This is a genomic window from Longilinea arvoryzae (genome assembly GCF_001050235.1).
Taxonomy (GTDB): Bacteria; Chloroflexota; Anaerolineae; order Anaerolineales; family Anaerolineaceae; genus Longilinea; species Longilinea arvoryzae.
On the sequence record NZ_DF967972.1, the window covers coordinates 1,139,102 to 1,162,343 of the forward strand.

General features: G+C 57.9%; 23 protein-coding genes. 9 read left to right on the forward strand and 14 right to left on the reverse strand.

All coding sequences use genetic code 11. From position 1 onward, the window contains the following. Entirely contained in the window at positions 1-1,254 is a 1,254-nt protein-coding gene (locus LARV_RS05085; RefSeq protein ID WP_075072611.1) for a PP2C family protein-serine/threonine phosphatase, read from the reverse strand. Further along, positions 1,251-3,179, reverse strand: coding sequence for an FHA domain-containing protein (locus LARV_RS05090; protein WP_075072612.1), 1,929 nt, complete (start codon positions 3,177-3,179; stop codon positions 1,251-1,253). The genes LARV_RS05085 and LARV_RS05090 overlap by 4 nt, the downstream gene beginning before the upstream one ends. Positions 3,180-3,310: 131 nt before the next feature. Between LARV_RS05090 and LARV_RS05095 the strand changes: the two genes are divergently transcribed. From LARV_RS05095 to LARV_RS05110, 4 genes are all read left to right on the forward strand, one after another. Further along, entirely contained in the window at positions 3,311-4,255 is a 945-nt protein-coding gene (locus LARV_RS05095; RefSeq protein WP_075072613.1) for a CAP domain-containing protein, read from the forward strand. Positions 4,256-4,465: 210 nt separating this feature from the next. Next, the gene (locus LARV_RS05100; RefSeq protein WP_075072614.1) at positions 4,466-4,726 is read left to right on the forward strand and encodes a hypothetical protein; all 261 of its coding nucleotides are present in this window, start codon (positions 4,466-4,468) and stop codon (positions 4,724-4,726) included. 156 nt (positions 4,727-4,882) lie between these two features. Further along, a complete protein-coding gene (locus LARV_RS05105) occupies positions 4,883-5,344 on the forward strand; it encodes a GNAT family N-acetyltransferase (protein WP_075072615.1) in 462 nt (153 codons plus the stop codon). 93 nt (positions 5,345-5,437) lie between these two features. Beyond that, positions 5,438-6,079: a response regulator gene (locus LARV_RS05110; protein WP_075072616.1), complete on the forward strand. Its 642-nt coding sequence runs from the start codon at positions 5,438-5,440 to the stop codon at positions 6,077-6,079. Between the two features lie 324 nt (positions 6,080-6,403). Here LARV_RS05110 and LARV_RS05120 read toward each other — a convergent pair whose 3' ends face one another. Further along, a complete protein-coding gene (locus tag LARV_RS05120; RefSeq protein ID WP_075072618.1) occupies positions 6,404-8,032 on the reverse strand; it encodes a hypothetical protein in 1,629 nt (542 codons plus the stop codon). 826 nt (positions 8,033-8,858) lie between these two features. Here LARV_RS05120 and LARV_RS05125 point away from each other — a divergent pair. After that, positions 8,859-9,062, forward strand: coding sequence for a hypothetical protein (locus LARV_RS05125; RefSeq protein WP_075072619.1), 204 nt, complete (start codon positions 8,859-8,861; stop codon positions 9,060-9,062). Between the two features lie 82 nt (positions 9,063-9,144). Here LARV_RS05125 and LARV_RS05130 read toward each other — a convergent pair whose 3' ends face one another. From LARV_RS05130 to LARV_RS05140, 3 genes are all read right to left on the reverse strand, one after another. Next, positions 9,145-9,492, reverse strand: a complete 348-nt coding sequence (locus LARV_RS05130) for a hypothetical protein (protein WP_075072620.1) — start codon at positions 9,490-9,492, stop codon at positions 9,145-9,147. 300 nt (positions 9,493-9,792) lie between these two features. Then, positions 9,793-10,344: a helix-turn-helix domain-containing protein gene (locus tag LARV_RS05135; RefSeq protein WP_075072621.1), complete on the reverse strand. Its 552-nt coding sequence runs from the start codon at positions 10,342-10,344 to the stop codon at positions 9,793-9,795. Positions 10,345-10,517: 173 nt separating this feature from the next. Then, on the reverse strand, positions 10,518-11,378 hold the full coding sequence (locus LARV_RS05140) for a head GIN domain-containing protein (protein ID WP_075072622.1): 861 nt from the start codon (positions 11,376-11,378) through the stop codon (positions 10,518-10,520). Positions 11,379-11,550: 172 nt separating this feature from the next. Here LARV_RS05140 and LARV_RS05145 point away from each other — a divergent pair, with 172 nt between their 5' ends. The 3 genes from LARV_RS05145 to LARV_RS05155 all read left to right on the forward strand — a co-directional run bounded on the left by LARV_RS05145 (position 11,551) and on the right by LARV_RS05155 (position 15,088). Further along, positions 11,551-12,858: an adenylosuccinate synthase gene (locus tag LARV_RS05145; protein WP_075072623.1), complete on the forward strand. Its 1,308-nt coding sequence runs from the start codon at positions 11,551-11,553 to the stop codon at positions 12,856-12,858. Next, a complete protein-coding gene (locus LARV_RS05150) occupies positions 12,855-13,679 on the forward strand; it encodes a hypothetical protein (RefSeq protein WP_152031712.1) in 825 nt (274 codons plus the stop codon). Before LARV_RS05145 ends, LARV_RS05150 begins: the two co-directional genes overlap by 4 nt. A 122-nt stretch (positions 13,680-13,801) precedes the next feature. Further along, entirely contained in the window at positions 13,802-15,088 is a 1,287-nt protein-coding gene (locus LARV_RS05155; protein WP_075075118.1) for an ATP-binding protein, read from the forward strand. A 62-nt stretch (positions 15,089-15,150) separates the two neighbouring features. On the opposite strand, the gene LARV_RS05160 is transcribed toward LARV_RS05155, so the two are convergent. The 4 genes from LARV_RS05160 to LARV_RS05180 all read right to left on the reverse strand — a co-directional run bounded on the left by LARV_RS05160 (position 15,151) and on the right by LARV_RS05180 (position 19,851). Continuing rightward, a complete protein-coding gene (locus LARV_RS05160; protein ID WP_075072625.1) occupies positions 15,151-15,609 on the reverse strand; it encodes an HIT family protein in 459 nt (152 codons plus the stop codon). An 18-nt stretch (positions 15,610-15,627) separates the two neighbouring features. Further along, a complete protein-coding gene (locus tag LARV_RS05165; RefSeq protein ID WP_075072626.1) occupies positions 15,628-15,897 on the reverse strand; it encodes a YbeD family protein in 270 nt (89 codons plus the stop codon). Between the two features lie 27 nt (positions 15,898-15,924). Continuing rightward, positions 15,925-17,208, reverse strand: coding sequence for an NAD(P)/FAD-dependent oxidoreductase (locus tag LARV_RS05170; RefSeq protein ID WP_152031713.1), 1,284 nt, complete (start codon positions 17,206-17,208; stop codon positions 15,925-15,927). Between the two features lie 258 nt (positions 17,209-17,466). Further along, a complete protein-coding gene (locus tag LARV_RS05180) occupies positions 17,467-19,851 on the reverse strand; it encodes an ATP-dependent helicase (protein ID WP_075072628.1) in 2,385 nt (794 codons plus the stop codon). Between the two features lie 209 nt (positions 19,852-20,060). On the opposite strand from LARV_RS05180, the gene LARV_RS05185 reads away from it, so the two are divergent. Continuing rightward, a complete protein-coding gene (locus LARV_RS05185) occupies positions 20,061-20,594 on the forward strand; it encodes a hypothetical protein (protein WP_075072629.1) in 534 nt (177 codons plus the stop codon). Between the two features lie 141 nt (positions 20,595-20,735). On the opposite strand, the gene LARV_RS05190 is transcribed toward LARV_RS05185, so the two are convergent. The 4 genes from LARV_RS05190 to galE all read right to left on the reverse strand — a co-directional run bounded on the left by LARV_RS05190 (position 20,736) and on the right by galE (position 23,139). Further along, positions 20,736-21,134, reverse strand: a complete 399-nt coding sequence (locus LARV_RS05190) for a hypothetical protein (protein WP_075072630.1) — start codon at positions 21,132-21,134, stop codon at positions 20,736-20,738. Between the two features lie 126 nt (positions 21,135-21,260). Beyond that, entirely contained in the window at positions 21,261-21,677 is a 417-nt protein-coding gene (locus LARV_RS05195; RefSeq protein ID WP_075072631.1) for a hypothetical protein, read from the reverse strand. A gap of 51 nt (positions 21,678-21,728) precedes the next feature. After that, positions 21,729-22,127, reverse strand: a complete 399-nt coding sequence (locus tag LARV_RS05200; RefSeq protein WP_075072632.1) for a hypothetical protein — start codon at positions 22,125-22,127, stop codon at positions 21,729-21,731. A gap of 1 nt (position 22,128) precedes the next feature. Beyond that, positions 22,129-23,139: a UDP-glucose 4-epimerase GalE gene (gene galE, locus LARV_RS05205; RefSeq protein WP_075072633.1), complete on the reverse strand. Its 1,011-nt coding sequence runs from the start codon at positions 23,137-23,139 to the stop codon at positions 22,129-22,131. Between the last annotated feature and the right edge of the window lie 103 nt (positions 23,140-23,242).

Genomic DNA, 23,242 nt, shown 5'->3' on the forward strand with positions numbered 1-23,242 from the left:
TCAGGGTTGGGTTGTGTTGGTAGGCCAGGGGGTTAGTGTGACCGCGCCGGGCCGGGCCGTGAGAGCGGTCGGCTGGGTAGGCCCTGCAACCGTTGGCGAAGCACCCGTGGGTGCGGTCGTCGTCGGCGAAACGGCGGAAGGTTGGAGGGTGGCGTTGATTCCGGGAACCGGTTGCGTGAAGGGCAGGGTGACAGCCGGCGCCGGGGTGCGGGGTGTGGGCGTAGGCAGGCGCCGTCCACCCAGGAATATGGAGCCAATTTGCAACACGATGACCAGCGCCGCCACCAGAACCAATCCGATGACCAACAGCAGCCATTTTCGCAGTCGCCGTAAGGCGCGATTGGCTCGCCGGGGCTCCGCCGGCCTTCCGCTTTCGGTCGCCAACGGACGGGTGGAACTGGATTGGGCCGCGCTGCGCGGTTCGGTCAACTGTTGGGGTTCGTAGTTTTCTGGAATTTGAATGGCGATGACGGTGATGTTGTCACTGGCGTTTCGGCTGCACGCCAGATCGATCAACGTCTGAACCGCGCGTTCGATGGGCAGTGTCCGCAGGGTGGAGTAGATGTCCGCAGCGGCCACCACATCGGTGAGACCGTCCGTGCATAACAGCAGCGTATCGCCAGACATCAACGGCAGTCCCTGATTGGCTTCTGCCTGGGTATCGGTTTCGCCGCCCAGTAAACGCATGCGCATGTCTACATCGGGTGGGGTGGGTGAGCCCAGAAAACGCCGGATGACGTGCGCGTTGGGATGATTGTGGACCTGTTCGGGCTTGAGAATGCCGCTTTCGAGCGCTTCCTGAACCCAGGTATGGTCGGTGGAGAGCTGTAAGATATTCTGGCCGCGCACCAGATAAATCCGCGAGTCGCCGACCGTGGCGGTATACAGGCGGCGGCCAATGATCCAGGTCACGGCGCAGGTGGCGCCCATGCCATACAGTTGCGGATCCTTTTTCGAATAGGTCAGAATACCCTGACTGGCGGCCTGAATGCTTTCACGCAGTGAAGCCAGCGGCAGGCTGCCGTCGCTGGCGGCCAGGTTTTCACTGATCTGGTTGACGGCAATCTCGGCCGCAACTTCGCCGGCGCGGTGGCCGCCGATGCCGTCGCTCAATACCGCCACCAGCGCCGGGGTGGCGTTCTCGACGCCCAGGTGGTAAGCCGAAATGGCGTAGCGGTCTTCATTTTTCTTGCCTGCCATGCCGGGATGAGTCAACGCCGACACAGGCAGATGGGATTGATCAACGCGTATCATGAGCGTTCCTCTTCGTAAGGCACCACCTGAGGCCGGGATTGCTGACCGGGATGGGTAAGTTCGAAGCGGAAGGCGGCCCGACCGATGTGGACCAGGTCGCCGTGCTCCAGGCGGGTGCCGCGCGCCGAAACCGGCGCAAAATTGACCCAGGTGCCGGCTATCGAACCGGCGTCAGCCAGGTAGAAACTGCCGTCGGGAGCCCGGTAGATGCGAGCGTGCAGCGGGTCGACGCTGGGTAGATCGATCACGATTATAGCCTGCTTGCTGTCGCTGCCCAGGGTGATTTCGCGCCGCGCCAGGGCGATCTGGCTGCCCGGGATGGGCGTGGCATGCAGCGCGGCTGTCAGGTCGTCGTTTTCGGGCAGGCGGTGCAGAATGGCCGGCGGGCCGGAAGAAGCGACTTTGTGCGCAGCGACCCTGGGCAGAGGTTCGTTGCGAATGGGCACAGGTTGGGTGAGCGGATCGCGTTCCAGGCGCCGTTTCTGCACCCGGTTGATGGACGGAGCTTGCCGGCGGCGGTGCAGGACGGTGACCAGTACCAGCAGAGCGACCGCGCAGGCGCCGGCGATTAGCCATTGATCACGGCTCAACCATTCGAAGAAGGACAGGTTGGGTTTGGGGGCGACGCTGATTTCCACCGGGAGCTGGATGCTCTTGCGGCTCAAACCGAGCTGATCGATGGCTTCAAGCTGTAAAACCACGGTACCGCTTTGTTGGAAAGCTGACAGCGGCAGGGTCAGGCGGTCGAAGGGCTCAGTCTGGTTTTCAGCCACCAGCTCACCGTTGGCGTACAGCCGGGTGGCCTGGAGCGTGCGCGGATGGCCGTCGCTAAATTCGATCAGGGCGCGGATGACCATGCTCGCGGGTACGATTTGCGCAGCCTGTTCGCGAGATGGGTGCGTCCAGCTCAATTCCATGGATTGCGGCGGAGCCAGGAAGATCGGATTGGGGGGTTGCACATCCAACACAAAGCTTTGCGGGGCGCTGATGAATTCGGCGCCGCCCAGTTCCAGCTTTACGGCCAGCTTTTGCGTGCCGCTTTCCGCGATCTGCGAGGTCCATTGGGCCTGGTAAACCTGGCGCAGCGGAGCGATGGACTGTTCGAGATCCGGCAGGGTCTCGCTGCCGCTGAAAATGATCAACTTCCCGCCGCTTTGTTCAGCCATGCTTTTCAGCGGCGCCACCAGCTCGGGCGAGCGGTCCGCCGCCGTGGCCGGCGCCAGCAACCAGACATCCACGCGCACGCCCAACTGGCCGGCGCGTTTGCTTAAGTTCTTGAGCGCGTCCAATGAACCGGCCTGGGGCAGCGGGGTGATGTACAACAAATAACGCTTCATCAACGCGGACGGATTGGGGTCTGTGGCCAGATCCAGCGCTTCGGACAGGCTCAGCAGCGACGATTGCTGTTTGGCCAGATCGGGCTGGAAGGATTCCAGCGTCTGTCCCCAATCGTCCGAGCCGCGCAGGCGGATGGTTTGCAGGCCGGTGTTGGACGCCAGGCTGAGGTCGTCGTTGGAGCCGGGCGGATTGGCCGCTGCCCAATCCAGCAGCGCGGTCTGGATGGCAGCGAAACGCGAGATCCCCTGGCTGCGGTTGGCAAAGGTGGGATTCAGGTTGTAGGCCAGGATCATCTGCACGCCCGGTTCCACCTGTTTCAGGTCGTCCAGCGCCAGGGAAACGTTGTTTTCGAGAATGCTGATCTGATCCATCGTCAGGCCATTGCGGAACTGGCCCTGCTCATCGAAGGATTCAAAATAGAGCGTCATCTGCGGGAAGGACTCGGCTTCCAGCGTGGTGATGCGCACTGAACCGGCGCTGTCTTGCGCCGCCACGGGCGCAGGCCAGATTAAGAGGACGGCGACGAGCAGAGAGACGCACAGCCGCCGCGCGGTCGATAGAAATCCGCGCTGCCGGGGAAAAGCCATGTTCAAATTGTACACGATTTGAGCGCGAGGACAACCAAAAAAGGAGAGGCGCGTTAGGCAGAGCCGCGGCCTTTTTGATCCTTAATGAATTCAGGGTTTCATTTTCTATAAAATTATCTATAATTTGATCTATGAAATCAATAATATTTCCTCGCTTCCTGCTGACTCTGGCTTTTGCGTTGGCTCTGTTTGCGCTCCCGGACGGCGTGGTGCGTGCAGCCGATCCATCCGCGCAGGATTTGATCTCCGCGGTGAATGGCCTGCGCTCCGGGAAGGGGCTGTCCGCCTACGCGATCGACGCCAGCCTGAGCGGTTATGCCCAGGCACAGGCCGATTACATGGCTTCGACCGGTACGCTTACCCACACCCGGCCGGACGGCTCGGTGCCGTGGGACAGCGGCCTCAAGGAAGACATCGCCTACGGACAGATGCTGACGCCGGACATCGCCATCAACCAGATCTGGACGGACGCTCTGCACTACGACCCAATGGTGCTGCCGGACGGCGTGGTTGGCGCCGGCGTTGCGCGGAATGGAGATTCGCTTTACTTCAGCCTGGTAATCCGGCCTTCCGGCGCGAATGTGGCGGCCACCCTGCCGGCGCAACCGCAGCCCAGGCAGGCGCTGGCAGCCGTTTTGGCGGCTACTCCGACCACCTCCATCACGGTCAACGCGGATGGCTCAATTTCCTACCTGGTGCGAAGCGGCGATACCTTGACCGGCATCGCGGCCCAATTTGGCGTCACGGTCATCGAACTCAAAGCCTGGAATCGAATCGGCGATGACAACATCGTCTTTTCGAACACCTGGCTGGTCATCCACCCGGCCAGCACAGCCACCCCCACACCAGAACCCAGCACAACTCCGGCACCCGAAACGCCGACGCCGATTGTCTCAATCACGGTCGAAGCCCCGACTCTTACACCCCAGCCCTCTGCAACACCGATCCCCACACCGGCGGGTTTCTTTGCCGGCGTACCGGGCTTTTTCTCGAAGAATGTGGGCGGTTTGATCGTTGGAGTGGCGCTGGGGTTGGTGTTGGGATTGTTCTTCGCGCAGTTCGGGAGAAGAAGATAAGAAAAGACTGCCACAGAAATCACAGAGTGAGGATTTGAAAAAAAAGAAGAAAAAAGAGCAAAGAAAAGGGGAGTTTCAAGAAATAAACCTCAAATTCCCCTCTTCTCCGCATACCCAATACCGTAGTCCCAATACCGGTCGACCTTTCACGCTTCACCCTTCACTTCTTTTACTGGTACAATTGTCCTATTCCACGAGTCGGAGGTTTGCATGAAGCAATTCTGGGTGGAAGGTTTGGTGCAGCCGCGTGGACGCGGAAAAAAGCCCGCCCCGGTCGAGGCGTTCAGCCGCGCCTACTGGGCCGAAACCGCCGCCGAAGCGCTGCGCAGCGCCGAAGCGGAGTTGAACGGCGGCGCCTGGGTGGAACAGCCGCGAGTCTCGCTGACTTCAGAAGCCGAGCGCATGCGTTCCATGGGCGCGCCCGAACTGCCGGGCATGCCCCCGCCCAGGAAAACCGGTAAGAAGAAGTAAACCGCCGCCGGATCGCCGGGGTGGGCGTCGCAGGCAGCGGCAAGACCCGCTGGGCTGCCAGGCAGGATTACCAGTAAACGAAAGTAATTCATCTTTCCAACCCGCGTGAAGCCGGTCGCTGACCGGAGGGGTTGAGGTTGCAAAACAGGAGCGAAAATGGAAACGGTCACGCTGCGTAAAATCACACGCGAAAACTGGGAAAGGATCATCGACCTGAAGGTTCGCGACGAGCAGAAGCGTTTCGTCGCCAGCAACCTGTATTCCCTGGCCGAGGCCAAAGTTTTCCCGGACTGCGTGCCGCTGGCGATTTACGCAGCCGAACAGCCGGTGGGTTTCTTGATGTACGCCTATGAAAACGACCGCCGCGAATGGTGGATCTTTCGCCTGATGATCGCGGAAGAAGAGCAAGGCAAAGGCTACGGACGGGCTGCCATGCGCCTGGGCATCGAGCGCATGCGCGCGAACCCCGACTGCGACCGGATTTTCATCAGTTTCGAGCCCGAAAACAGCGTCGCCGAGCAGCTTTATCGCAGCCTGGGATTTGTGCCCAACCATGAAATTCTCGGGGGTGAAGTGGTCTACCGGCTGGATCCACCGCAAAAATCCGAAACGGCCTAGCAACCCACTGGCAACCTACTTGCCAAGTCGGCTCCCTTCATGTACACTAAGAAAGTTGAATTTTGCGGTTTTAACACCTTAAGGAATCTCATCATGCTCGACGTAAAACCAATTCGGGTCCTGTTGGTGGACGACCACGCCGTTGTGCGCAGCGGTTTGAGTGCTTTTTTGACCATATACGATGATCTGGAACTGGCCGGCGAAGCCCGGGACGGCGCCGAAGCTGTGCGGCTGTGCCGCCAACTGCAGCCGGATGTGGTGCTGATGGATTTGGTCATGCCGGAAATGGATGGGGCCACAGCGACCCGCCAGATTCGCCAGTTTTGCCCGCATACCCAGGTGATCGTATTGACCAGCTTTCGCGAGGACGAGCTGGTGCAGGGCGCGCTGCAGGCTGGAGCAATTGGTTATCTGTTGAAGAATGTAGCCGCGGATGAACTGGCGCGGGCCATCCGCGCAGCCGCGGCGGGGCGACCCACCCTGGCGCCAGAGGCGGCGCAGGCTTTGATTCACGCCGCCACCCAGCCGCCGGCGCCGGGTTTCGACCTGACCGAGCGCGAGCGCGAGGTGTTGGGACTGATGTCGCGTGGGCTTAGCAATAACGAAATTGCCGATAAGCTGGTCATCAGCCGCTCGACGGTGAAATTTCACGTCTCGAGCATCCTTTCCAAACTGGGCGTCGCCAGCCGCACTGAGGCGGTGGCCATGGCTCTGCAGAACAAACTGGTGAAGTAAGTCATTTTATTTGAGCTTTTGAAAAGCGATTTGAAACCAGCCTGCCAGGGAATCATCCCTGGCGGATTGTTTTTTCTTCCAAAAACAATGGATCTTCGTTTGTATAATCTGACGAACACCGGCACTAACACCAGCATATTGCTCAAAATGAACACCTGGCCCGGCATGAAGTCGGTTAACGGGGTTCGCATGCAGGGTAACCTGCCGGTTCGGCCATCGGATCGAAGAGAAATCGCAATCCACTCGCTGGGCGTTTCAGGCCAATAAGCGGCCTCCCTGTTCTTCAGTCCAGCTACGGTTCCCTGATACCGGATATGGGCTCTCTTATGGCTTCGCAGTGTTCAGATCATATCGATAGATTGTCCCATCCGACGTAACCACAATGGGGATGGATTGGCTGAAAAATATATTGCGGCTGGCAATCCAATTCTCCGGCAGGCAATCGATGAACAAACGGGCCACGTCATCGTTGAACATTGCCAAGAGTAGGCCATCTCGATAACGACGGTCATCCGCTGTTTCACCGGACCCAAATGGGATCCCTTTCCTAGCCCTGATACTCTCGCAATTGAATTCAGGGAACCCATAGGGATATTTATTTGTGTGAAGCAGGATGACTGCATCCTGGTTGGAGATCAACCGGCTTTCACTGGGTAAATTCCGGATCACTTCAAGCAATTCGGAATGGACGTATTTCGCCTGCAAATAACCTTCTTCCATGTTATGACGGTTGGTCGCCCAATCGAAGGTGTTTTTTGCAGAGGCAGGCAGGTATCCGGCCACGAATGCCAGCAGAATTGCAAAAGTAAAAACCGATCTCCTGTTTCCAAAGCCATCGAATGATATCCCCAGCAAGATGGCCAGGATCAATAAGAAGCCGGGCAATAGTGGGAGCAGCGTCCTGCCATAGATGTCAGGCGGGATTGATGAGAAAACGGACGAAGCAAAAAGGATAAATGTGTAACTTATGACGAACAACAGCAGGACGAGCAGGACGACGAGACGAGAATCGTGTTTGACCCATAATGCCCGGTAGTGTTTGAAATTCAGGGCAATGAAAAAACCAAGAATGACGGAACAGATTACCAGGACGACTACCCTGCGTGGGCGGATGTCTGGAATGAGGTTTGCCGGGGGGATCCATTTCAAGATCGTGTCGTATATGCCATAAAGGAAAACAGCGCAACGGTGGATGAAGTCTTCCGGTATCACGAACGATCGGTTCACATCGGTGGAATAGGACCTGCTCTTGATGAAGAACCAGTAACTGAGGGGGATGGCGCCGATTGCGCCATAAAGAAATGAATAGAGCCACTTTTTTAGAGGGCGAATATGCATAAAGATCAAAATTGCAGCGCATCCCAAGAGGATACTCGATACGCCGATGAAGCGTGTAAAAGCGGCCAGTCCGGCAAGGATGGCCGAGAAGATCAACCAGGGCATTCCACCTTGCCTGGCAGCGATACCCTTAAGCAGTGTAACCAGGGAAGCCAGCATCAACAGCAGGTACAGCGGCTCAGACATGGCACCGGTGAAGGCGGTAAAGAAATCGAGGTTTAGAAACAAGCAAAGGGGAACCAGAAGGCTGGCCAACCAATTATGGGTCAATCTTCCGGCCCAAATACTACAACCAATCAGAATCACGGAGCATATAAGGACGTTTCCGACGATCACCCCTTCGATGAGTGAAAGGTTCAGGAGATCCAGCCCAGCCAGGCTCATTGAATAGAACGGCGGATTAAGACCCGCAAACGACAAGCGCCCTGAGGGATAATTGGTTACAAAGCCATTTCCTTCGGCGATATTGTGCGCAAGGTTGAAATACAAGGCCGTGTCGCTGTTCGCCCAGGGATCCATCTGCATGCAATAAATTAAAGAAAGGGTACTTAAAACGGCTAACAGGAGGTATATAAATACATTTCTATCAAGCTTGGATTTTTCAAAAAAATGCATTATTTTTCACCCTCGCAGTGAATATAACAATTCGAATCTGCTTGAAAAAAATTGTCGAAACTTATACCTTATCTACTATTATGACCTAAAGCAGCACATTGGGGTGTTGAGAAATGTCATTGTGGAAAATGTGTTTTGTCCTTCTTTTCCTTTCCAGTCATGCGCTTCCTAAACACGAAAGAAATTTAGGACGTGAGACCCGTGCCGGATTGTAAAAATAAGCGCTGGCGTTTCTTCGATCCGGCAGTTTGATATCTGAAAGCGATTATTCGACCTGAAAATTGTGCTCTTCACCAGTCAGCCAGATCAGGCAAGGATTCCTAAAACAGGCCAGAAACTTACTCTCGCAACTTCGAAAGTAGCCCTAAAAGCTGCTCAAGATCGGCGCTGTGCTTCGGATTGCTGAAACGCTCAAGCAACATGACCAAAAGATTTCGATCTGAGATTTATCCGATTTTCCAGGCACTTGAATGAGCATCTGGTCGACGCCACCCCAACGGAGCCCGGAGGGACTGATCGGTTTAGGCTCCTGCTTTTTCATTCTTGTGAGGGCTTCTTCTCGTCCATTTTCCCTGGTAGCCTCGCGTTTGGGTCTGACAGCCGATCTGTGAGGCTTCTCGCGATGCCCGGTCTTCGAAGTGCGCATTGCTTCCATGTGCTTGGGGCAGTCGATTGATCGAGCGTTGCTTTTATTCGATGGCCAGGGGCAAAACTAACCGGGCGGCGAGTTCGAAAACTCGCCCGTGGCGGATGGTGAAAGCGCTGCGCCTGTAATAGGATCATATTGCTGTGGCGCGGGCGTTTCACACCCGAAAGGAGATTTAAAATGGATTCGATTAGACAACCCGATTGGTTGCTTATGGCTAGTTCGGAAGATCATCGACGTGAACTGTTACGGATTGCCGAGGAGGAACGTCTGGCGCGGTTATGCCAGCCGGCGACCTTGTTCGACCGCATGGTCGCCTGGTTGAACGGGCACCAGCTCGAAGAGACTCCCCGCCCCGTCAAATCGATTGTTTCACGCCAATAACAATTGATCATATCCCCTGGCCCGCGCCGGTCCCTGTCCCGGTTGCGGGCCCTTTTTATTATTTTTCCCCGGCGTTCGGATCCTATCGATATAAATCCCCATCTGATGTGGTCACCACCGGCGTCGATCGACTGAAGAAGGTCAGCTCCCTGGCAGGCCAATCCTTTGGGAAGCAGAACGAGAACAGGAAATCGACATCCTCCTGAAAGAGCGCCAGAATTTTGCCTTCCCGATAACCCTGGTCATCCGCCGAGTCACCGGCGCCGAACGGGGTTTCCGATCTGGCTTTGAGCGCATCACAGGTAAATCCGGGGAATTCATACGGATATTTACCCGTATAGAGCAGGATGAGAGCCGCCTGGTTCGAGATCAGGCGACTCTCGCCCGGCAGCCGGGTAATTTCACGGATCAATTCCAAGAATCGCGTCACCCGGGAAGTTGATCCATTTGACCGGCAACCAGTACACCAGTGGCGCGCAGCCAATTGCGGCTCTTCCCCCTGGGGGCCATTGGTATGCGGTAATTCAGGGCAACGCCGGCGAGTACTTCCATCACTCAGAATGCAATTAATTCGACCAACCTTCGATTTTTCTTTGCTTTCATGTTCAGACCACATTCCTTCCACCGGAAGAGGGAAAGCTTCTTTCGGGCGATAGCGATGATCGTTCGTAGAGCCGGAGGATCCAGCCTTTGTCACCAACCCGGTGGATATTATGGAGACTGAAAGCAGTTATTCAGACCGCGGCTTGAGATTTTCCGGCAGGCCGGCCAGATCAGGCGCCGATAACGACTTGAGCACTTCCTGCAGCAGGTCGGGATCCTGCTCACCCAGGTTCGCCAGCAGCGCATTGAGCTGATCGGGTCCAACGCTGCGCTTTTGACCGGTGAATTGCTCAAGCAGCGTGGTCAACAGGCTGCCGCTCTGAGGCTTGTTCGATTTGCCGAGGATTTGCGTGAGGGCCTGGACGACGTCATCCAGACCAATGCCAGAAGATTGGCTCGCCTTGCGCTTCCGGGTTTCCTTCTTCTTTTTGGCAGGGCGTTTCTTTTCGTCTTTTTTCGTGGTCTCGCGATGGGGCCGGGAGGTCGTTTTGCGTGGCTTCCTGGATGGTTCGCGGTGGCCGGATTTATAGGCGCTGACCGCCTCGGCCGGGATGAGCCAGGCGCGGCTGGGCGATTGGAACGCGCCTTCCAGTTCCCCTTTTTGAATCAGGGAGCGTACGGCGGCGGGGCTGATATCAAGCTTTTCGGCGGCTTCTTTTACGCTCAGATAATCGGGCATGGAGAATCTCCTTGAGTTGGTTGAATTGTAGCTTTTTTTTGAAAGAAGGAGGCTGACATCCCGGAGAATGATAAAACAAAGGCGGGGAAATGGAAAAATTGGTAAACACAGATGAATGGGAAATAAAAATCACCTCCCCGTTTTCGGGGAGGTGATCTGCCATACGGCGGTAATTATCGGGTGCCCAGGTTCTCGATCGAACCCATGCCGGTAACATTCTGGGTGATTTTCGGCGAGCCGTAATACTCCAGCCTGCCGCTGCCGCTGATCGTGGCGTCCAGCCTGTCCACGACCGTTAACTTCACGTTGCCCATACCGGAAATGCTGACGGTGGCGTCCTTCACGGACAAGTCCGCGGCTTGGACATCACCTGAACCTTTGATCGCCAGCGCCAGTGAATTGGCCTGGCCGGAGAGTTCGATCGACCCCATCCCTTCCAGGGAGATGTTCGCATCCTCGAATTGAAGGCCGGTTACGGTCAGGTCGCCCGAGCCTTTCAACACCAGAGTCAGCGATTTTACCTGGCCGGTGACCTCGGCCGAGCCCATCCCATTTTGGGATAAGCTCAGGTCCTGCGCCTGAAGGTTCTTCAGCGTCAGGTCGCCCGAGCCGGAGAGGTCCATGTCCAGCGAATTCGTCGCCAACCCGTCGATATCGATGTCGCCCATGCCGGCCATTTCCAGCCGGGTGAGGTCCTTGACAACCAGGATGTAATGAATGCCCTGTTTCGATTGGATGGAAGCGTTGGGTTGAATGTCCAACACCAGTTGGCCACCGCTGACATTCGCCTGAAGGAGGGGAAGGATGTTATCTTCTGCTTCGATGGTCAACGATTCGGTATCGCCCTGGCGGATGCTCAGACTGCCGATGCTGTTCATCTTCACCACGTTGAATCCGCTGACCGGGATGTCCTGTGTGACGACATTTCCAGAGCCGATGATCGATCTGGGATTGTTGATATCGATCGAAACGCCGCAGGCCGATAGGATCAGCGCGGCTGTCAGGAGGACGATTAAGAAAATTGATTTCTTCATTACTGTAAACACTCCAGGAGGAATTGATCTTACCAATTGATATACGATCCAGATCGAAATTGGTTGCAAGGAACCACCGGAGGCTCAAAACGGGGCTTTCGGAATCCCAGGACTCGACTCAATGACGGTATAATGAGCACGCAGGATCGAAATTCTTATCGGGAGAAATCACATGCCCCTGGATATTGTCGTAGGCACGCAGTGGGGAGATGAAGGCAAAGGCCGTATCGTCGATTTACTGGCTGCAAAGGCCGATATCGTAGCCCGTTTCAACGGCGGTGATAACGCCGGACATACCGTGACGGTTTACACCGAAGGCGTCGGAAATCAGACCTTCAAATTACACCTGATCCCATCGGGGGTGGTGCACGCGCACACGTTGGGTGTGATGGGCAGCGGCATGGTGGTCAACCCGGCCACCTTTTTCGCCGAACAGGAAACGCTGCGCGCCGCGGGGGTGAAGATCGGCCCGGAGCGGCTGCAAATTTCGTTTGCCGCGCATTTGATCACCCCGGCGCACCGCGCGCTGGACCGGGCATTGGAACAGGCGCGCGGCAGCGGTCAGATCGGCACCACCGGGCGCGGAATCGGGCCGGCTTATACCGACCGGGCCGCCCGGCGCGGCCTGCGCCTGCAGGACGTGCTCGACCGGGCCGGTTTTCATGAGAAGATGCTGGCCCACATTGCCGCCTCCAACCAGCAGTTGATCCTGCTGCACGCCGAGCCGCTGGATCCGGAGACGGTGGCCAAAGAATACGATGAGTATGCCGTACGGCTGCAACCGTACGTTTCGGATACCGGTTTGCAGGTCTGGCAGGCGCTCAAACGCGGCGAGGCCGTGCTGGCCGAGGGCGCTCAGGGCACGCTGCTGGATATCGACGCCGGCACGTACCCTTACGTCACCAGCTCCAACCCGACCGCCGCCGGCGCGCTGCTGGGTCTGGGGCTCGGTGCTGCGCCCATCCGGCGCGTCATCGGCGTGACCAAAGCCTTCCAGACCCGGGTCGGTTCGGGGCCTTTCCCGACCGAGGTGCAGGGCGACGCCGCCATCCGGCTGCGCGGCACCGGCGCCAACCCGTGGGATGAATTCGGCACCACCACCGGCCGCCCGCGCCGCGTGGGTTGGCTGGATGGGGTGCTGCTGCGCTACGCCGTGCGCCTGAACGGCCTGACGGACATCATGATGACCAAGCTGGACGTGCTCAGCGGGCTGCCGACCATTCGCATCTGCACGGCCTACCGGGCCGGCGGGCGTGAATACGAACAGCTCCCGCTGGGACCGGCCGACCTATCGCCCTTCGAGCCCATCTATGAAGAGCTGCCCGGCTGGCAGGCTGACCTGCAAGCGGTGCGCCGCTGGGCCGACCTGCCCCGCGAAGCCCAGGCTTACGTCCGGCGCGTGGAACGAATCGCCGGCGCGCCGGTGTGCCAGGTTTCAGTGGGTCCCGAACGCGACCAGGTTGTGGACGTCGTGAAGTGAAGAAACACGCGTGGCGGATTGGGTTGTGCCTGGGGCTGCTGCTGACGCTCAGCGGCTGCGCCGAACTGCTGGGCACCGCTCAACCCCTGCCGACTGAGACTCCAACCGTCACCCCGCAACCCAGCGCCACCATCCAGTGGTTCCCCGACACACCCACACCGACGCCTGTGCCGCCGTTGGAACTGCTTCCGACGCCGGCCATGCGCCCCGGGGTGGGTGAGCTGCTGCTGGAGGATGATTTTTCGAGCGCCAGCGACTGGCCGACCCAGAAGACGGACAGCGGGACGGTGGGGCTGGGCGCCAACCAGTTGAGCATCGTCATCAGCCAACCCGGCGTGACGCTTTCAAGTTTGCGGAAAACGCCCGACTTCGGCGATTTTTATCTGGAAGTAACGGTCAACCCGTCGATGTGCAAGACGGACGACCGTTTTGGGGTGCTGCTGCGCGCGCAGAGCGAGGGTGACTATTACCGCCTGATCTCCGACTGCGCCGGCAACCTGCGCCTGGAACGCGTGTTGGGCGGCTCGGCCACCGTGGTCCAGAACTGGACCGCCACCATTCTGGTGCGCCCGCCGCTGTCGTTCAAACTGGGCGTGTGGGTTTACAAGAAAGAGATGCGCGTTTTCGTCGAGGATTCCTTTCAATTCTCGGCCTCCGACCCGATGCTGACCGGCGGGCGGGTGGGTTTCTACGCGCGCGCAGCCAACCAGGAATCGCTTTCGGTCAGCTTCGCGGATTTGAAAGTTTACGCGCTGGAGTCCGGCAATATTCCGCCCACGCCGACGATCACGCCCACGGTGACGAGAACGCCACGGAAGTAAGACAATCAGGATCTTACGGGGGCGTGAGGACTTTCGTTTCGGGAAATCATTTCATTCTGAATGAAATGTAATACCATAATCATTTCATTGACAATGAAATGATTATGCTGTATGATTTCATTATGAATAAAATGGTCTGGAAGGCGCGTTGGACGGGTGAGCAAATTCGGGCCATGCTGCTGGAGCAAATGGAGGCGTTCTGGCGGCGCGACACCGGTATCGAACGCGAGCGATTGGCAGATGTGGAACGCGCCGCGGCGCTCCCGCACGCGGTGATCGTCTCAGGTTTGCGACGGGTGGGTAAGTCGACCCTGCTGGCGCAAATGGCTCATCGATTGGGCCAAGAATCCTTCTATTACCTCAATTTCGAAGACGAGCGTTTACTCGGGTTTGCGGCGCAGGATGCCAACGACCTTTATCAAACGCTGGTGGAAATCTTTGGCGAGCGCAAGATCTTCTTTCTCGATGAGGTTCAGAATGTGGCGGATTGGGAACGTTTCGTGCGCCGCTTCATGGATCTGGGGTTTAAATTCTACATTACCGGCTCGAACGCTTCTTTGTTGAGCCGTGATCTGGGCACACGCCTGACGGGACGTTACGTACCGATCGAGTTGTTGCCTTTTTCTTTTCGCGAATTTCTGGTTTTTAAAAATATAAAGATACCCGATGGGCAACCTCTCACGACGACCGGGAGTGCATTACTGAATGCTTCGTTGAATGAATACCAGCGATCGGGGGGTATCCCGGAAGCGCTTAAGTATCCTGAATTATCCATTCTTCGCACGTTGTATGATGATGTGCTGTATCGCGACATTGCTGCCCGCTATCGGTTGGAAGGCGTACAAACCCTGCGCGAACTGGCCTATTTACTGATGAGCAACCCGGCCGGCCAGGTCAATTACAACAAGCTGAAGGCGCAGTTTCAATTGGGGAGCGTCAATACCATCCGCAGTTATATCGAATCCATGGAAAACAGTTGGCTATTGTTCTCCATACGGAGATTCGATTTTTCACTTAAACGTCAGCAAATCGCACCCAAAAAGGTCTATTGCATCGATACCGGCCTGGTCAACGCAGTCGGCTTCCGGTTTTCTCCCAACAGCGGAAAATTACTGGAAAACCTGGTTTTTCTAGCGCTGCGCCGGAGAACCAGGGATATATTCTATTACATCACCCCGGGTGGGTATGAAGTCGATTTTTATCTCCCTGAGACAGGCCAATTCATTCAGGTGGCCCAGGATTTATCCAGCCCGGTTACACGCGAGCGTGAAACCCGCGCCCTGGAGGATGCCGCAGGCGCAATGAAAATGGAACGCATGTTGATCCTATCGGATCGGAATGAAGATGAGTTCAGGATCGGGGATCTGCCTGTACAAGTGCGATCAACGGCGGAGTGGCTTCTCGAATAATTGGATCGGACCAAAATAAAAAAACACGAGGATCATCATCGTGTTTTTTTATACTTTACATTCTATTCTAGTGCGCTTCTCAGGTCTTCGCACAGGTCTTCGATCTCTTCGATCCCGCCGCGTGGCGCGCCCGGCCAATCGTCCACATTCAATCCCCAGAATTCGCGCGGCGTATCCGGGTAGCGCGGGATGATGAACATGTGCAGGTGGTCGATGCTGTGCCCCAGTACGAAGGTGTAGACATGCTCGGCGCGGCACACTTTCTTTAGCGCGCGCGCGATTCGCGCCGCGGCGCGCCCCATGGCTTCACCTTCGGCGTCGGACAGATCGATCCAGTTGGCGACGTGGCGCTTGGGTTCGAGCAGCAGCATGCCCAGATAGGCCGTATCCTTGCCGTCCGGGATGAAGGCGTGCCCGGCAAAGACCCATTCGTCTTCGTAAACCGCCCCACCCGGAGAATCGATTTCGCCGTTGTGTTTGCGGCAGATGAAACAAGTTTGCGGCTCGGTTATCTGGCCCATGGCTTCCTCCCGCGTTCTCTAAATCAAATACAGGACCCGTTCGTGGGCTTTCAACTCGGCATAAATGGCGTCGAGGTGCTCGCGGCTTTGGGCTGTGAAGGTAATGGTCACCGATAAATAACGCCCGCCGCTGCTCAGCCGCTTTTGCAAACTGCTGGCGTCCAGATCGGGTACGTGGCGGCGCATCATCTCGAGCAGGATGTCGGCAAAATCATCCGCGTAATGACCGATGGCTTTGATCGGGTACTGGCAGGGAAACTTCAACGGGGATTCATTTTCGTCTTCCAAATTCAGCTCTCCATCTTCCCTGTTATTTTACCTGAGAGCGGCCTTTTCGGGTTCAAATTCAGGCCCGCCGATCAGGCGGACGGCGCGGTCGTAAAACAGGTAGTCCCAGGCCCAGTTGAGCAGCACTGCCAGCCGGTTGCGAAAGCCGACGATTTTCATCAGGTGCACGAACAGCCAGGCCGCCCAGGCGATGAAGCCGCGCAGTTTGAGCGGCCCGATCTGGGCCACGGCCCGGTTGCGTCCGATGGTGGCCATGCTGCCCGGATCGCGATACCGGAAGGCGTGCAGGGGTTTCCCGGTCAGCAGGGCGCGCAGGTTGGCAGTCGCGGCGTCGGCCTGCTGGGTGGCGACCGGCGCGACCATGGGCAGCGCCTTCCCCGATCGGTCTTCCAGGTAGGCAGCGTCGCCGATGACGAACACCTCGGGATGATCGGGCAGCTGCAGGGTCGGGGCAACGGGCGCGCGTCCCTGGCGGGCCAAGGGTATGCCGAGCGTTTCCACCAGCGCAGCGGCGCGCACCCCGGCTGCCCAGATGAGCGTCCGGGTCGGGATGGCCTGGCCGTCCTGGAGAGTGATTTTCTGGCCGTCGAAGCTGGCCACGGCCGCACCGAAGCGCACATCCACGCCTTTTTCGCGCAGGGCGCGCACGGTCTCATCCGAGAGTTCGGCTGCCATGGCCGGCAGCAAACGGTCGGCAGCTTCGAGGAGCAGCACGCGGGCCTGGCTGACCTTCAGACGCGGGAAATCCTTGGACAGAACCAGGCGGATCAGCTCCGAGAGCGCCCCGGCACTTTCCACGCCGGTCGGGCCTCCGCCGGCCACCACGAAGGTGAGCATGGCCTGGCGCGCTGCATCGTCCGGCTCGAGCGCGGCCCTTTCGAACAGGCGCAGCACGTGATTGCGAATGGCCACGGCGTCGCCCAGTTCCTTCAGGTCGAAAGCGTTGCGCTCCAGGGAGTCCATGCCGAAGAAGTTGGTCCGCCCGCCGGCCGCCAATATGAGGTAATCGTAGCCCAACTCACCCTGATCGGTGACCAGTTTACAGTGTTCCAGGTCGACCCGGCGCACCTGAGCCAGTTGGAAGTCCAGGTTGCGCTGGCGGCGAAAGACGGCCCGCACCGGGTAGGCGATCTCTTCCGGCGCGACGCCGGCGGTGGCCACCTGGTAGAGCAGGGGTTGGAAGAGGTGATAGTTGTTGCGATCGACGAGCGTGACGTGAACAGGCGCATCCGCCAGATTGCGGGCGGCTTTCAAACCGCCGAATCCGGCTCCGATGATGACGACCTGCGGAATTTTGGTCTGGTTTTTCATGAACGTTCTCCTTCTTGACCTCGATGAGATTGTGATGTTTATCACATACTATTATACTCGTATTTGTAAGAATTACAATAAAGGGATAAGAGGATTTTCGGTATTCGTTGATTGGGTATGCGGGGAAGAAGTGAAGAGTGAAACGTGGACCGGAAAGAGAAAGACCTGCGTAAAAAATGAGGTGGAGCATTCAATCCACCTCGAAATTGCAAAGCGCGACCCGCTAATCGTTAAAAGCTAATGGCTAATGGCTAACAGCTAATTGCCAATCGCTTCCAATTTCGCCAGCGATGCAATCAGGCGCTTGATGCCAACGCTTTCGAAGGCCACGTCCAGGGTTTCTTCGCCGTCCAGGATGCGGCTGGAGAGCACCAGACCCTCGCCCCAGGAGGGATGGCGCACGCGCTGGCCGTCGTGGAACTTCTGCTCGGGCTCGGGTGCGGGTGGGGGCGGCGTGCTGCGGCCGCTCGCGGCGTGCACGGTGCGCGGCTGGCTCCAATCGTAGGAAGTCTTGCCCCAGCCGTTGGAGGAACGACTGCCGGAAGAACGACTGACGGAAGAACGACTTACATCGTTACTACTGGAATTAGAACGACTGACGTCGTTACTACGAGAATTGGAATAATGAGAGGAAGAACGCCGGCCGTAGGAGTAGTCATCCTCGCCGGTGTCGTCCCAGCTCTTCAGACGAGCCGGCCCGCCGACGACCTCGCCGCCGGAGCGGACGAGCAGGTCTTCGGGGATGTCGTCCAGAAATTGCGAGGCGACCTGGTATTCGGGATTGCCGTAGGTGCTGCGCAGCCCGGCGCGCACCAGGTAGAGGTGGTCCTTGGCGCGGGTGATGCCCACGTAGAACAGGCGGCGCTCCTCGGCCATCTCTTCGGGATCGTCGCGCGAACGCGAGTGCGGCAGGATGCCGTCGTCCAGCCCGACGATGAACACCTGCGGGAATTCCAGCCCCTTGGCGGCGTGCAGGGTGAGCAGGGTGGGCGAATTGACCTGCTCGGGCAGCGTATCCTGGTCGGAAACCAGGGCCAGGTTTTCGAGGAAATCGACCAGGCCCTTATTCTGGTATTCGAAGGCCAGGCGGCGCAGTTCTTCGACGTTGTCCCAGCGGTCCTTGCCTTCATCGGTGCCGTCGTCGATGTAGGGTTTGTAATCCGTTTCAGTGACGATCCGGTCGAACAGGGCCGGCAGGTCCAGCTCACCCTTGGCCTTCAACCAGCCGCTGAACAGCACGGCGAAGTCGAAGATCGGCCCGGCGCCGCGCCCGAGTTCCTTCCAGACCGGGGATTCATCCGCCTTTTCGGCCAGCTCGAGCAGCATGGCGCCCATGCTGTGCCCGGCCTTCTGGGCCGCGAACTGCAGCGCGTTGACCGTTTTTTCGCCAATGCTGCGCGGCGGCACGGCGATGATGCGCTGCAGGCTGATCTCGTCGTCCGGGTTGTGCACCAGGCGCAGGAAAGCGATCATGTCCTTGACCTCGCGCCGCCCGTAGAAACGCTGCGCGCCGACCAGGCGGTAGGCCAGCCCGGCGCGCAGGAAGGCCTCTTCCAGCAGGCGGGACTGGGCGTTGGTGCGGTACATCACGGCAAAATCGCCGCCCAGGGCGCCTTTGCGCAGCAGGCCCTGGATGGTGTCCACCACGTAGGCGGCTTCGGCGTGGTCGTCGACGGCCTCGTGCAGGCTGATCTTCTCGCCGCGCCCGCGGTCGGAAAACAGGCTCTTGGGGGTGCGGTTGGCGTTCTGGTCGATCACGCTGCGGGCCGCATCCAGCACGGTCTGGGTCGAGCGGTAGTTCTGCTCCAGCAGGATCTTCTCGCAGCCCGGGTTATCCTGCTCGAAGCGCAGCATGTTGCGGTAATCGGCGCCGCGCCAGCGGTAGATGGACTGGTCCTCATCGCCGACGACGAAGATGTTGTGGTGATACGAGCTGATCAGCTTGAGCAGCGAATACTGCACCATGTTGGTGTCCTGGAACTCGTCCACCAGCACGTATTCGAAGCGCCGGGCGTACTTCTCGGTGATTTCAGGATGCTCCTCGAAGAGCCTGACCACCCACAGCAGCAGGTCGTCGAAATCGACGGCGTTGTTTTGTTGAAGGAGTTCATTGTAGCGTTTGAAGGCCTTGACGACGATCTCGTCGCGGTAGGAGCGCACGGGCAGGTCATCCGGGGAGACCAGGTTGTTCTTGGCCTCGGAGATGCGCGCGTGGATGGCCGAGGGCTTGTTGATCTTGTCGTCGATGTTGTTTTCGCGCAGTGCGCGCTTGACCAGGTTCTGCTGGTCGTCGGCGTCGAAGATGACGAAGTTGGACTGGAAGGGCAGCAGGCCGGGGTTGTTGGCCTCGGTGCGCAAAATGCGCGCGCACATGGCGTGGAAGGTGCCCAGCCACAGCCCGCGGGCGCGCGCGCCGCCCAGGAGCTGGTCGAGACGCTCGCCCATTTCGCGGGCGGCCTTGTTGGTGAAGGTCACCGCCAGGATGTTGTAGGGGCGCACGCCCATGGATTGGATCAAATAAGCGATGCGCTGGGTGAGCACGCGGGTCTTGCCCGAACCCGGCCCGGCCAGGACGAGCGTCTGTCCGGGCGCGGCGGTCACCGCCTGGCGTTGTTGGGGATTGAGAAGGTTGAGGTAGTCCATTGCCCGAAAGTATACCATCCGAGGTGGGCGCGAACGAAAAAGTTAAGGAACTCTTTTCCGAAATCCTTTTTGGACCTCATGCGGACATTTCCCTTGCAGGAAGAAGATATTTTTAACATCCAGCCACTTTGATTCTCCAGAAATGCGCTATTATTCTATTGTTCGGTCATGAATTCAATTTCATCCAGCGTAAAACCCGGGGAATAAATATGGAAAACCAGCAGCCCGTCGAGAAAGCTACCAATCGTTTGTTCGGGTACTTATTGATCACCGTATTCTTCGTGGTGGTGTTGTTCGCCGGGCTGTTTGCCATCAAAGGCTATTTTGCTTCGCAGGAAGAGAAGAATTTTCGGAGCCGGGCCTCGGCTCTGGTTCTGGCGAGTGAAAGCCTGGGCACGCTAGCCGATCAGGGGGTCGATAACGCTGAATTCGCCAGCCTGCTGGGCGACGTGAAGGCGCAATACAGCGCGGCCGGCGACTGGCCCCTGAAATACACGGCCGCGAATTACGAATACGTCCAGGCCATTCAGGGCTGGTCGCTGGCGTCCGAGGTGTGGGACGCAAAGGTCGTACAGAATTCAGAATATGCGTTTCAGGATTCGGTCGACCTGGATGGATTATCGACTTATCTTGGCATTGGGACGAGCAAGCTCAAATTCTTCACCGCCAGCGATTTGATCCGGCAGTTGATGATTAATTCGAAAGAGCACGCGGAAAAGGGGAAGACGTTATTGGGGTATTGAGCGCCTGTTATTGGCAGAGTATTTACGGATATCGAAAAGAAGGTTATTCGGGTATCGACGAAGGGGAAGGCGTGAATATTGGAGTACGCCGGGCAGCGGCTGCGAGTCGTGAGCATTGGGGATGCGCTTAAATTTGCCCGTCTAGCGAAGTTCCCCCGCCTTTTGGCGCTTGAATAACATCCAAACGATGGCGGCGCCGATCAACGTCATCAGCAGGTTGAATTCCCGACCCTGTAAAAAATTAAAGGCCATGGTCAGCAGGATCGTGCCGATCAACAACCACAAGCCCAGCAATTTCCCTTTGATCAACACCAACGATATGGCCAGAACCAGGGGGCCGAAAAACAGATCGAAGGCCACGTCCTTCACCAGATCAGCGGCGAACCCTTCGGTAAACCCGCTGATCAGATCGATGATGCCGGACAGAACACCATAAAAACCTGCCACCATCAAAACCAGGATGAGAATCTGGAGTGGGCTGGATTTATCCATGAAAGGATTGGCCTTCCCGGGCATGTCGTTCGCCTTCAACGGTTTCATTGAATTCCTCCAGACCGACGCCATTCAAGGCTGGATCGCTTATAAAAAAGTGCAAAGGGGTTTGGCCTTTGCGCTTTTTCTCATCCTTCGAAGGCGACTCTGCGCCCTTCAGAATGCGCAATGCCTTTACTGGATCTCGCCCTGCTTTTTCAGCCGGAGCAACTGCCAGATGACCACGCCGCCGAACAGAACCATGATGTAATTGATGCCACGCTGCATGACCGCTTCATAAATCAGGCTGATCAGGACGGTCAGGACAAAGATCCACAGCCCCAGTGCATTCTTGCGGGCCAGCACGCGCGCCGTGACGAACAGCAGCGCGCCGAAGACGACGTTGAAAATCACGTCTTCCAGCAGCGCGTTGGCCACGATACCGAGCAGCCCGCCGACCAGGTTGAGAATGCCCGCCAGGATGGTGAACAATCCCATCACGGTCAGGATCAGGACGAGCGCCTGAAAGGCGTTGTACTTCTTCAACGGGGTCGCTGGTTCGGCTGGAGTCTGCGGCTTTTCCGGGTTTTCGTTGGGTTCGAGTTCACTCATACCATCATCCCGATGTTCTCTTGCGAATGAGATTCCATTTTGGCCGGCGAATTACCGGATCTCGCCCTGCCTCAGGAAGATGACCAGTTGCCAGATGACTGCGGCGCCAAACAGGATCAGGATCAAATCGAGGGAATGTTTGACGATCAGGGTGTAGGCGGTGCTGCCCAGGATGCTGGCGATCAGAATCCACATGCCTAGGGCTTTCCTTTTATAGAGAAGGAGCGCCGAAAGGATGATCAGTGTGCCCGTGGCAGCGTAGAAAATCACTTCCGGGAGAAGCGCATCCATTGACCCTTCGTTCAGCCCGCGCACCAGATTAAGGACGCCGGCCGCGATATCGGATAATCCGACGACGATCAGGACGATGGTGATCACCTTGAAGGGGCCGAATTTCTCAGCGCTGGTCTGCGGTTCGCCGGGCTTGCCGCCAGGTGTGGAATCGCTCATCTCAATACCCCAGCACTTCCTTGCGCTTATCGCCCCAGCGCAGCGCGTCGCGGATGCCGTCTTCGATGGTGAACCGGGTTTCCCAACCCAGCAGGCGCTTGGCGGTGTCGGCATTGGCATAGGCGCCGGCGACATCCCCCGGGCGGGGGGGCGCTTCGCGCTTGTGGATGGGTTTGCCCCACACCTTCTCGAAGGCGGTCACCATTTCACGCACGGTCACACCCTTACCGGTGCCCAGGTTGATCACCAGATAGTTGTCGGGCGGGTTGCCGGCGCGCTGGAAGACGCCGTCGAAATCGAGCACGGCCGCCAGGTGCGCCTGGGCCAGGTCCCACACGTGCAGGTAATCGCGCACACCGGTGCCGTCGCGGGTGGGGTAATCGGTGCCGGTGATCAGGAATTCGGGCAACTGGCCGAGGGCGGTCATCACCAGGCGCCCCAGCACCAGGGAGGGTTCCTTGAGCGGCAGGCCGGTGCGCAGTTGCGGGTCGGCGCCGATGGGGTTGAAGTAACGCAGGGCGATGCCCTGCATGCCGTAGGCGGCGCAGAAATCGTGCAGGATCATTTCCATCATGTACTTGGTGCGCGCGTACGGGCTGCCCGGCTTGAGCGGAGACTCTTCCGTGACCATGAAACCCGGCACCAGGTCGTAGAGCGAGGCGGAGGAGCTGAACACCACGCGCTTGCAGCCCAGGTCGCGCAGGCTGCGGAAGAGCACCAGCGACTTGGCGACGTTCTCGGTGTAATACTCGTAGGGCCGGGCGGTCGAATCGGGCACCACGATCAACGCCGCGCAGTGGATGGTAGCCGAAATGTCGGGGTGCTCGCTGAAAATGCGCTTCAGGAGGGCCTCATCGGCGATGTCGCCGCGGTAGAACACACGCCCGCGGGTAAATTCAGCTTTCCCGGTGACCAGCGAATCGAGGATGACCGGGGTATGACCGGCGTCTTCCAATGCCGATGCGATGGTGCTGCCAATGTAACCGGCGCCGCCGGTGATGAGAATTTTCATGGAAAGGGTCTCCTTGAGGGTAAGTATACCCGAGGGCTAAAAGAAAGTCACAGAGATCGCAGAGCTTTATGAGGACACATGCAAGCCACTAAATCAAATTTGA

Excerpts from the sequence above, each read along its gene's own strand:
- LARV_RS05085 (WP_075072611.1), bottom strand. The coding sequence starts at position 1,254 with ATGATACGCGTTGATCAATCCCATCTGCCTGTGTCGGCGTTGACTCAT.
- LARV_RS05090 (WP_075072612.1), bottom strand. The coding sequence starts at position 3,179 with ATGGCTTTTCCCCGGCAGCGCGGATTTCTATCGACCGCGCGGCGGCTG.
- LARV_RS05095 (WP_075072613.1), top strand. The coding sequence starts at position 3,311 with ATGAAATCAATAATATTTCCTCGCTTCCTGCTGACTCTGGCTTTTGCG.
- LARV_RS05100 (WP_075072614.1), top strand. The coding sequence starts at position 4,466 with ATGAAGCAATTCTGGGTGGAAGGTTTGGTGCAGCCGCGTGGACGCGGA.
- LARV_RS05105 (WP_075072615.1), top strand. The coding sequence starts at position 4,883 with ATGGAAACGGTCACGCTGCGTAAAATCACACGCGAAAACTGGGAAAGG.
- LARV_RS05110 (WP_075072616.1), top strand. The coding sequence starts at position 5,438 with ATGCTCGACGTAAAACCAATTCGGGTCCTGTTGGTGGACGACCACGCC.
- LARV_RS05120 (WP_075072618.1), bottom strand. The coding sequence starts at position 8,032 with ATGCATTTTTTTGAAAAATCCAAGCTTGATAGAAATGTATTTATATAC.
- LARV_RS05125 (WP_075072619.1), top strand. The coding sequence starts at position 8,859 with ATGGATTCGATTAGACAACCCGATTGGTTGCTTATGGCTAGTTCGGAA.
- LARV_RS05135 (WP_075072621.1), bottom strand. The coding sequence starts at position 10,344 with ATGCCCGATTATCTGAGCGTAAAAGAAGCCGCCGAAAAGCTTGATATC.
- LARV_RS05140 (WP_075072622.1), bottom strand. The coding sequence starts at position 11,378 with ATGAAGAAATCAATTTTCTTAATCGTCCTCCTGACAGCCGCGCTGATC.
- LARV_RS05145 (WP_075072623.1), top strand. The coding sequence starts at position 11,551 with ATGCCCCTGGATATTGTCGTAGGCACGCAGTGGGGAGATGAAGGCAAA.
- LARV_RS05155 (WP_075075118.1), top strand. The coding sequence starts at position 13,802 with ATGAATAAAATGGTCTGGAAGGCGCGTTGGACGGGTGAGCAAATTCGG.
- LARV_RS05160 (WP_075072625.1), bottom strand. The coding sequence starts at position 15,609 with ATGGGCCAGATAACCGAGCCGCAAACTTGTTTCATCTGCCGCAAACAC.
- LARV_RS05170 (WP_152031713.1), bottom strand. The coding sequence starts at position 17,208 with ATGAAAAACCAGACCAAAATTCCGCAGGTCGTCATCATCGGAGCCGGA.
- LARV_RS05180 (WP_075072628.1), bottom strand. The coding sequence starts at position 19,851 with ATGGACTACCTCAACCTTCTCAATCCCCAACAACGCCAGGCGGTGACC.
- LARV_RS05185 (WP_075072629.1), top strand. The coding sequence starts at position 20,061 with ATGGAAAACCAGCAGCCCGTCGAGAAAGCTACCAATCGTTTGTTCGGG.
- LARV_RS05190 (WP_075072630.1), bottom strand. The coding sequence starts at position 21,134 with ATGAAACCGTTGAAGGCGAACGACATGCCCGGGAAGGCCAATCCTTTC.
- LARV_RS05195 (WP_075072631.1), bottom strand. The coding sequence starts at position 21,677 with ATGAGTGAACTCGAACCCAACGAAAACCCGGAAAAGCCGCAGACTCCA.
- LARV_RS05200 (WP_075072632.1), bottom strand. The coding sequence starts at position 22,127 with ATGAGCGATTCCACACCTGGCGGCAAGCCCGGCGAACCGCAGACCAGC.
- galE (WP_075072633.1), bottom strand. The coding sequence starts at position 23,139 with ATGAAAATTCTCATCACCGGCGGCGCCGGTTACATTGGCAGCACCATC.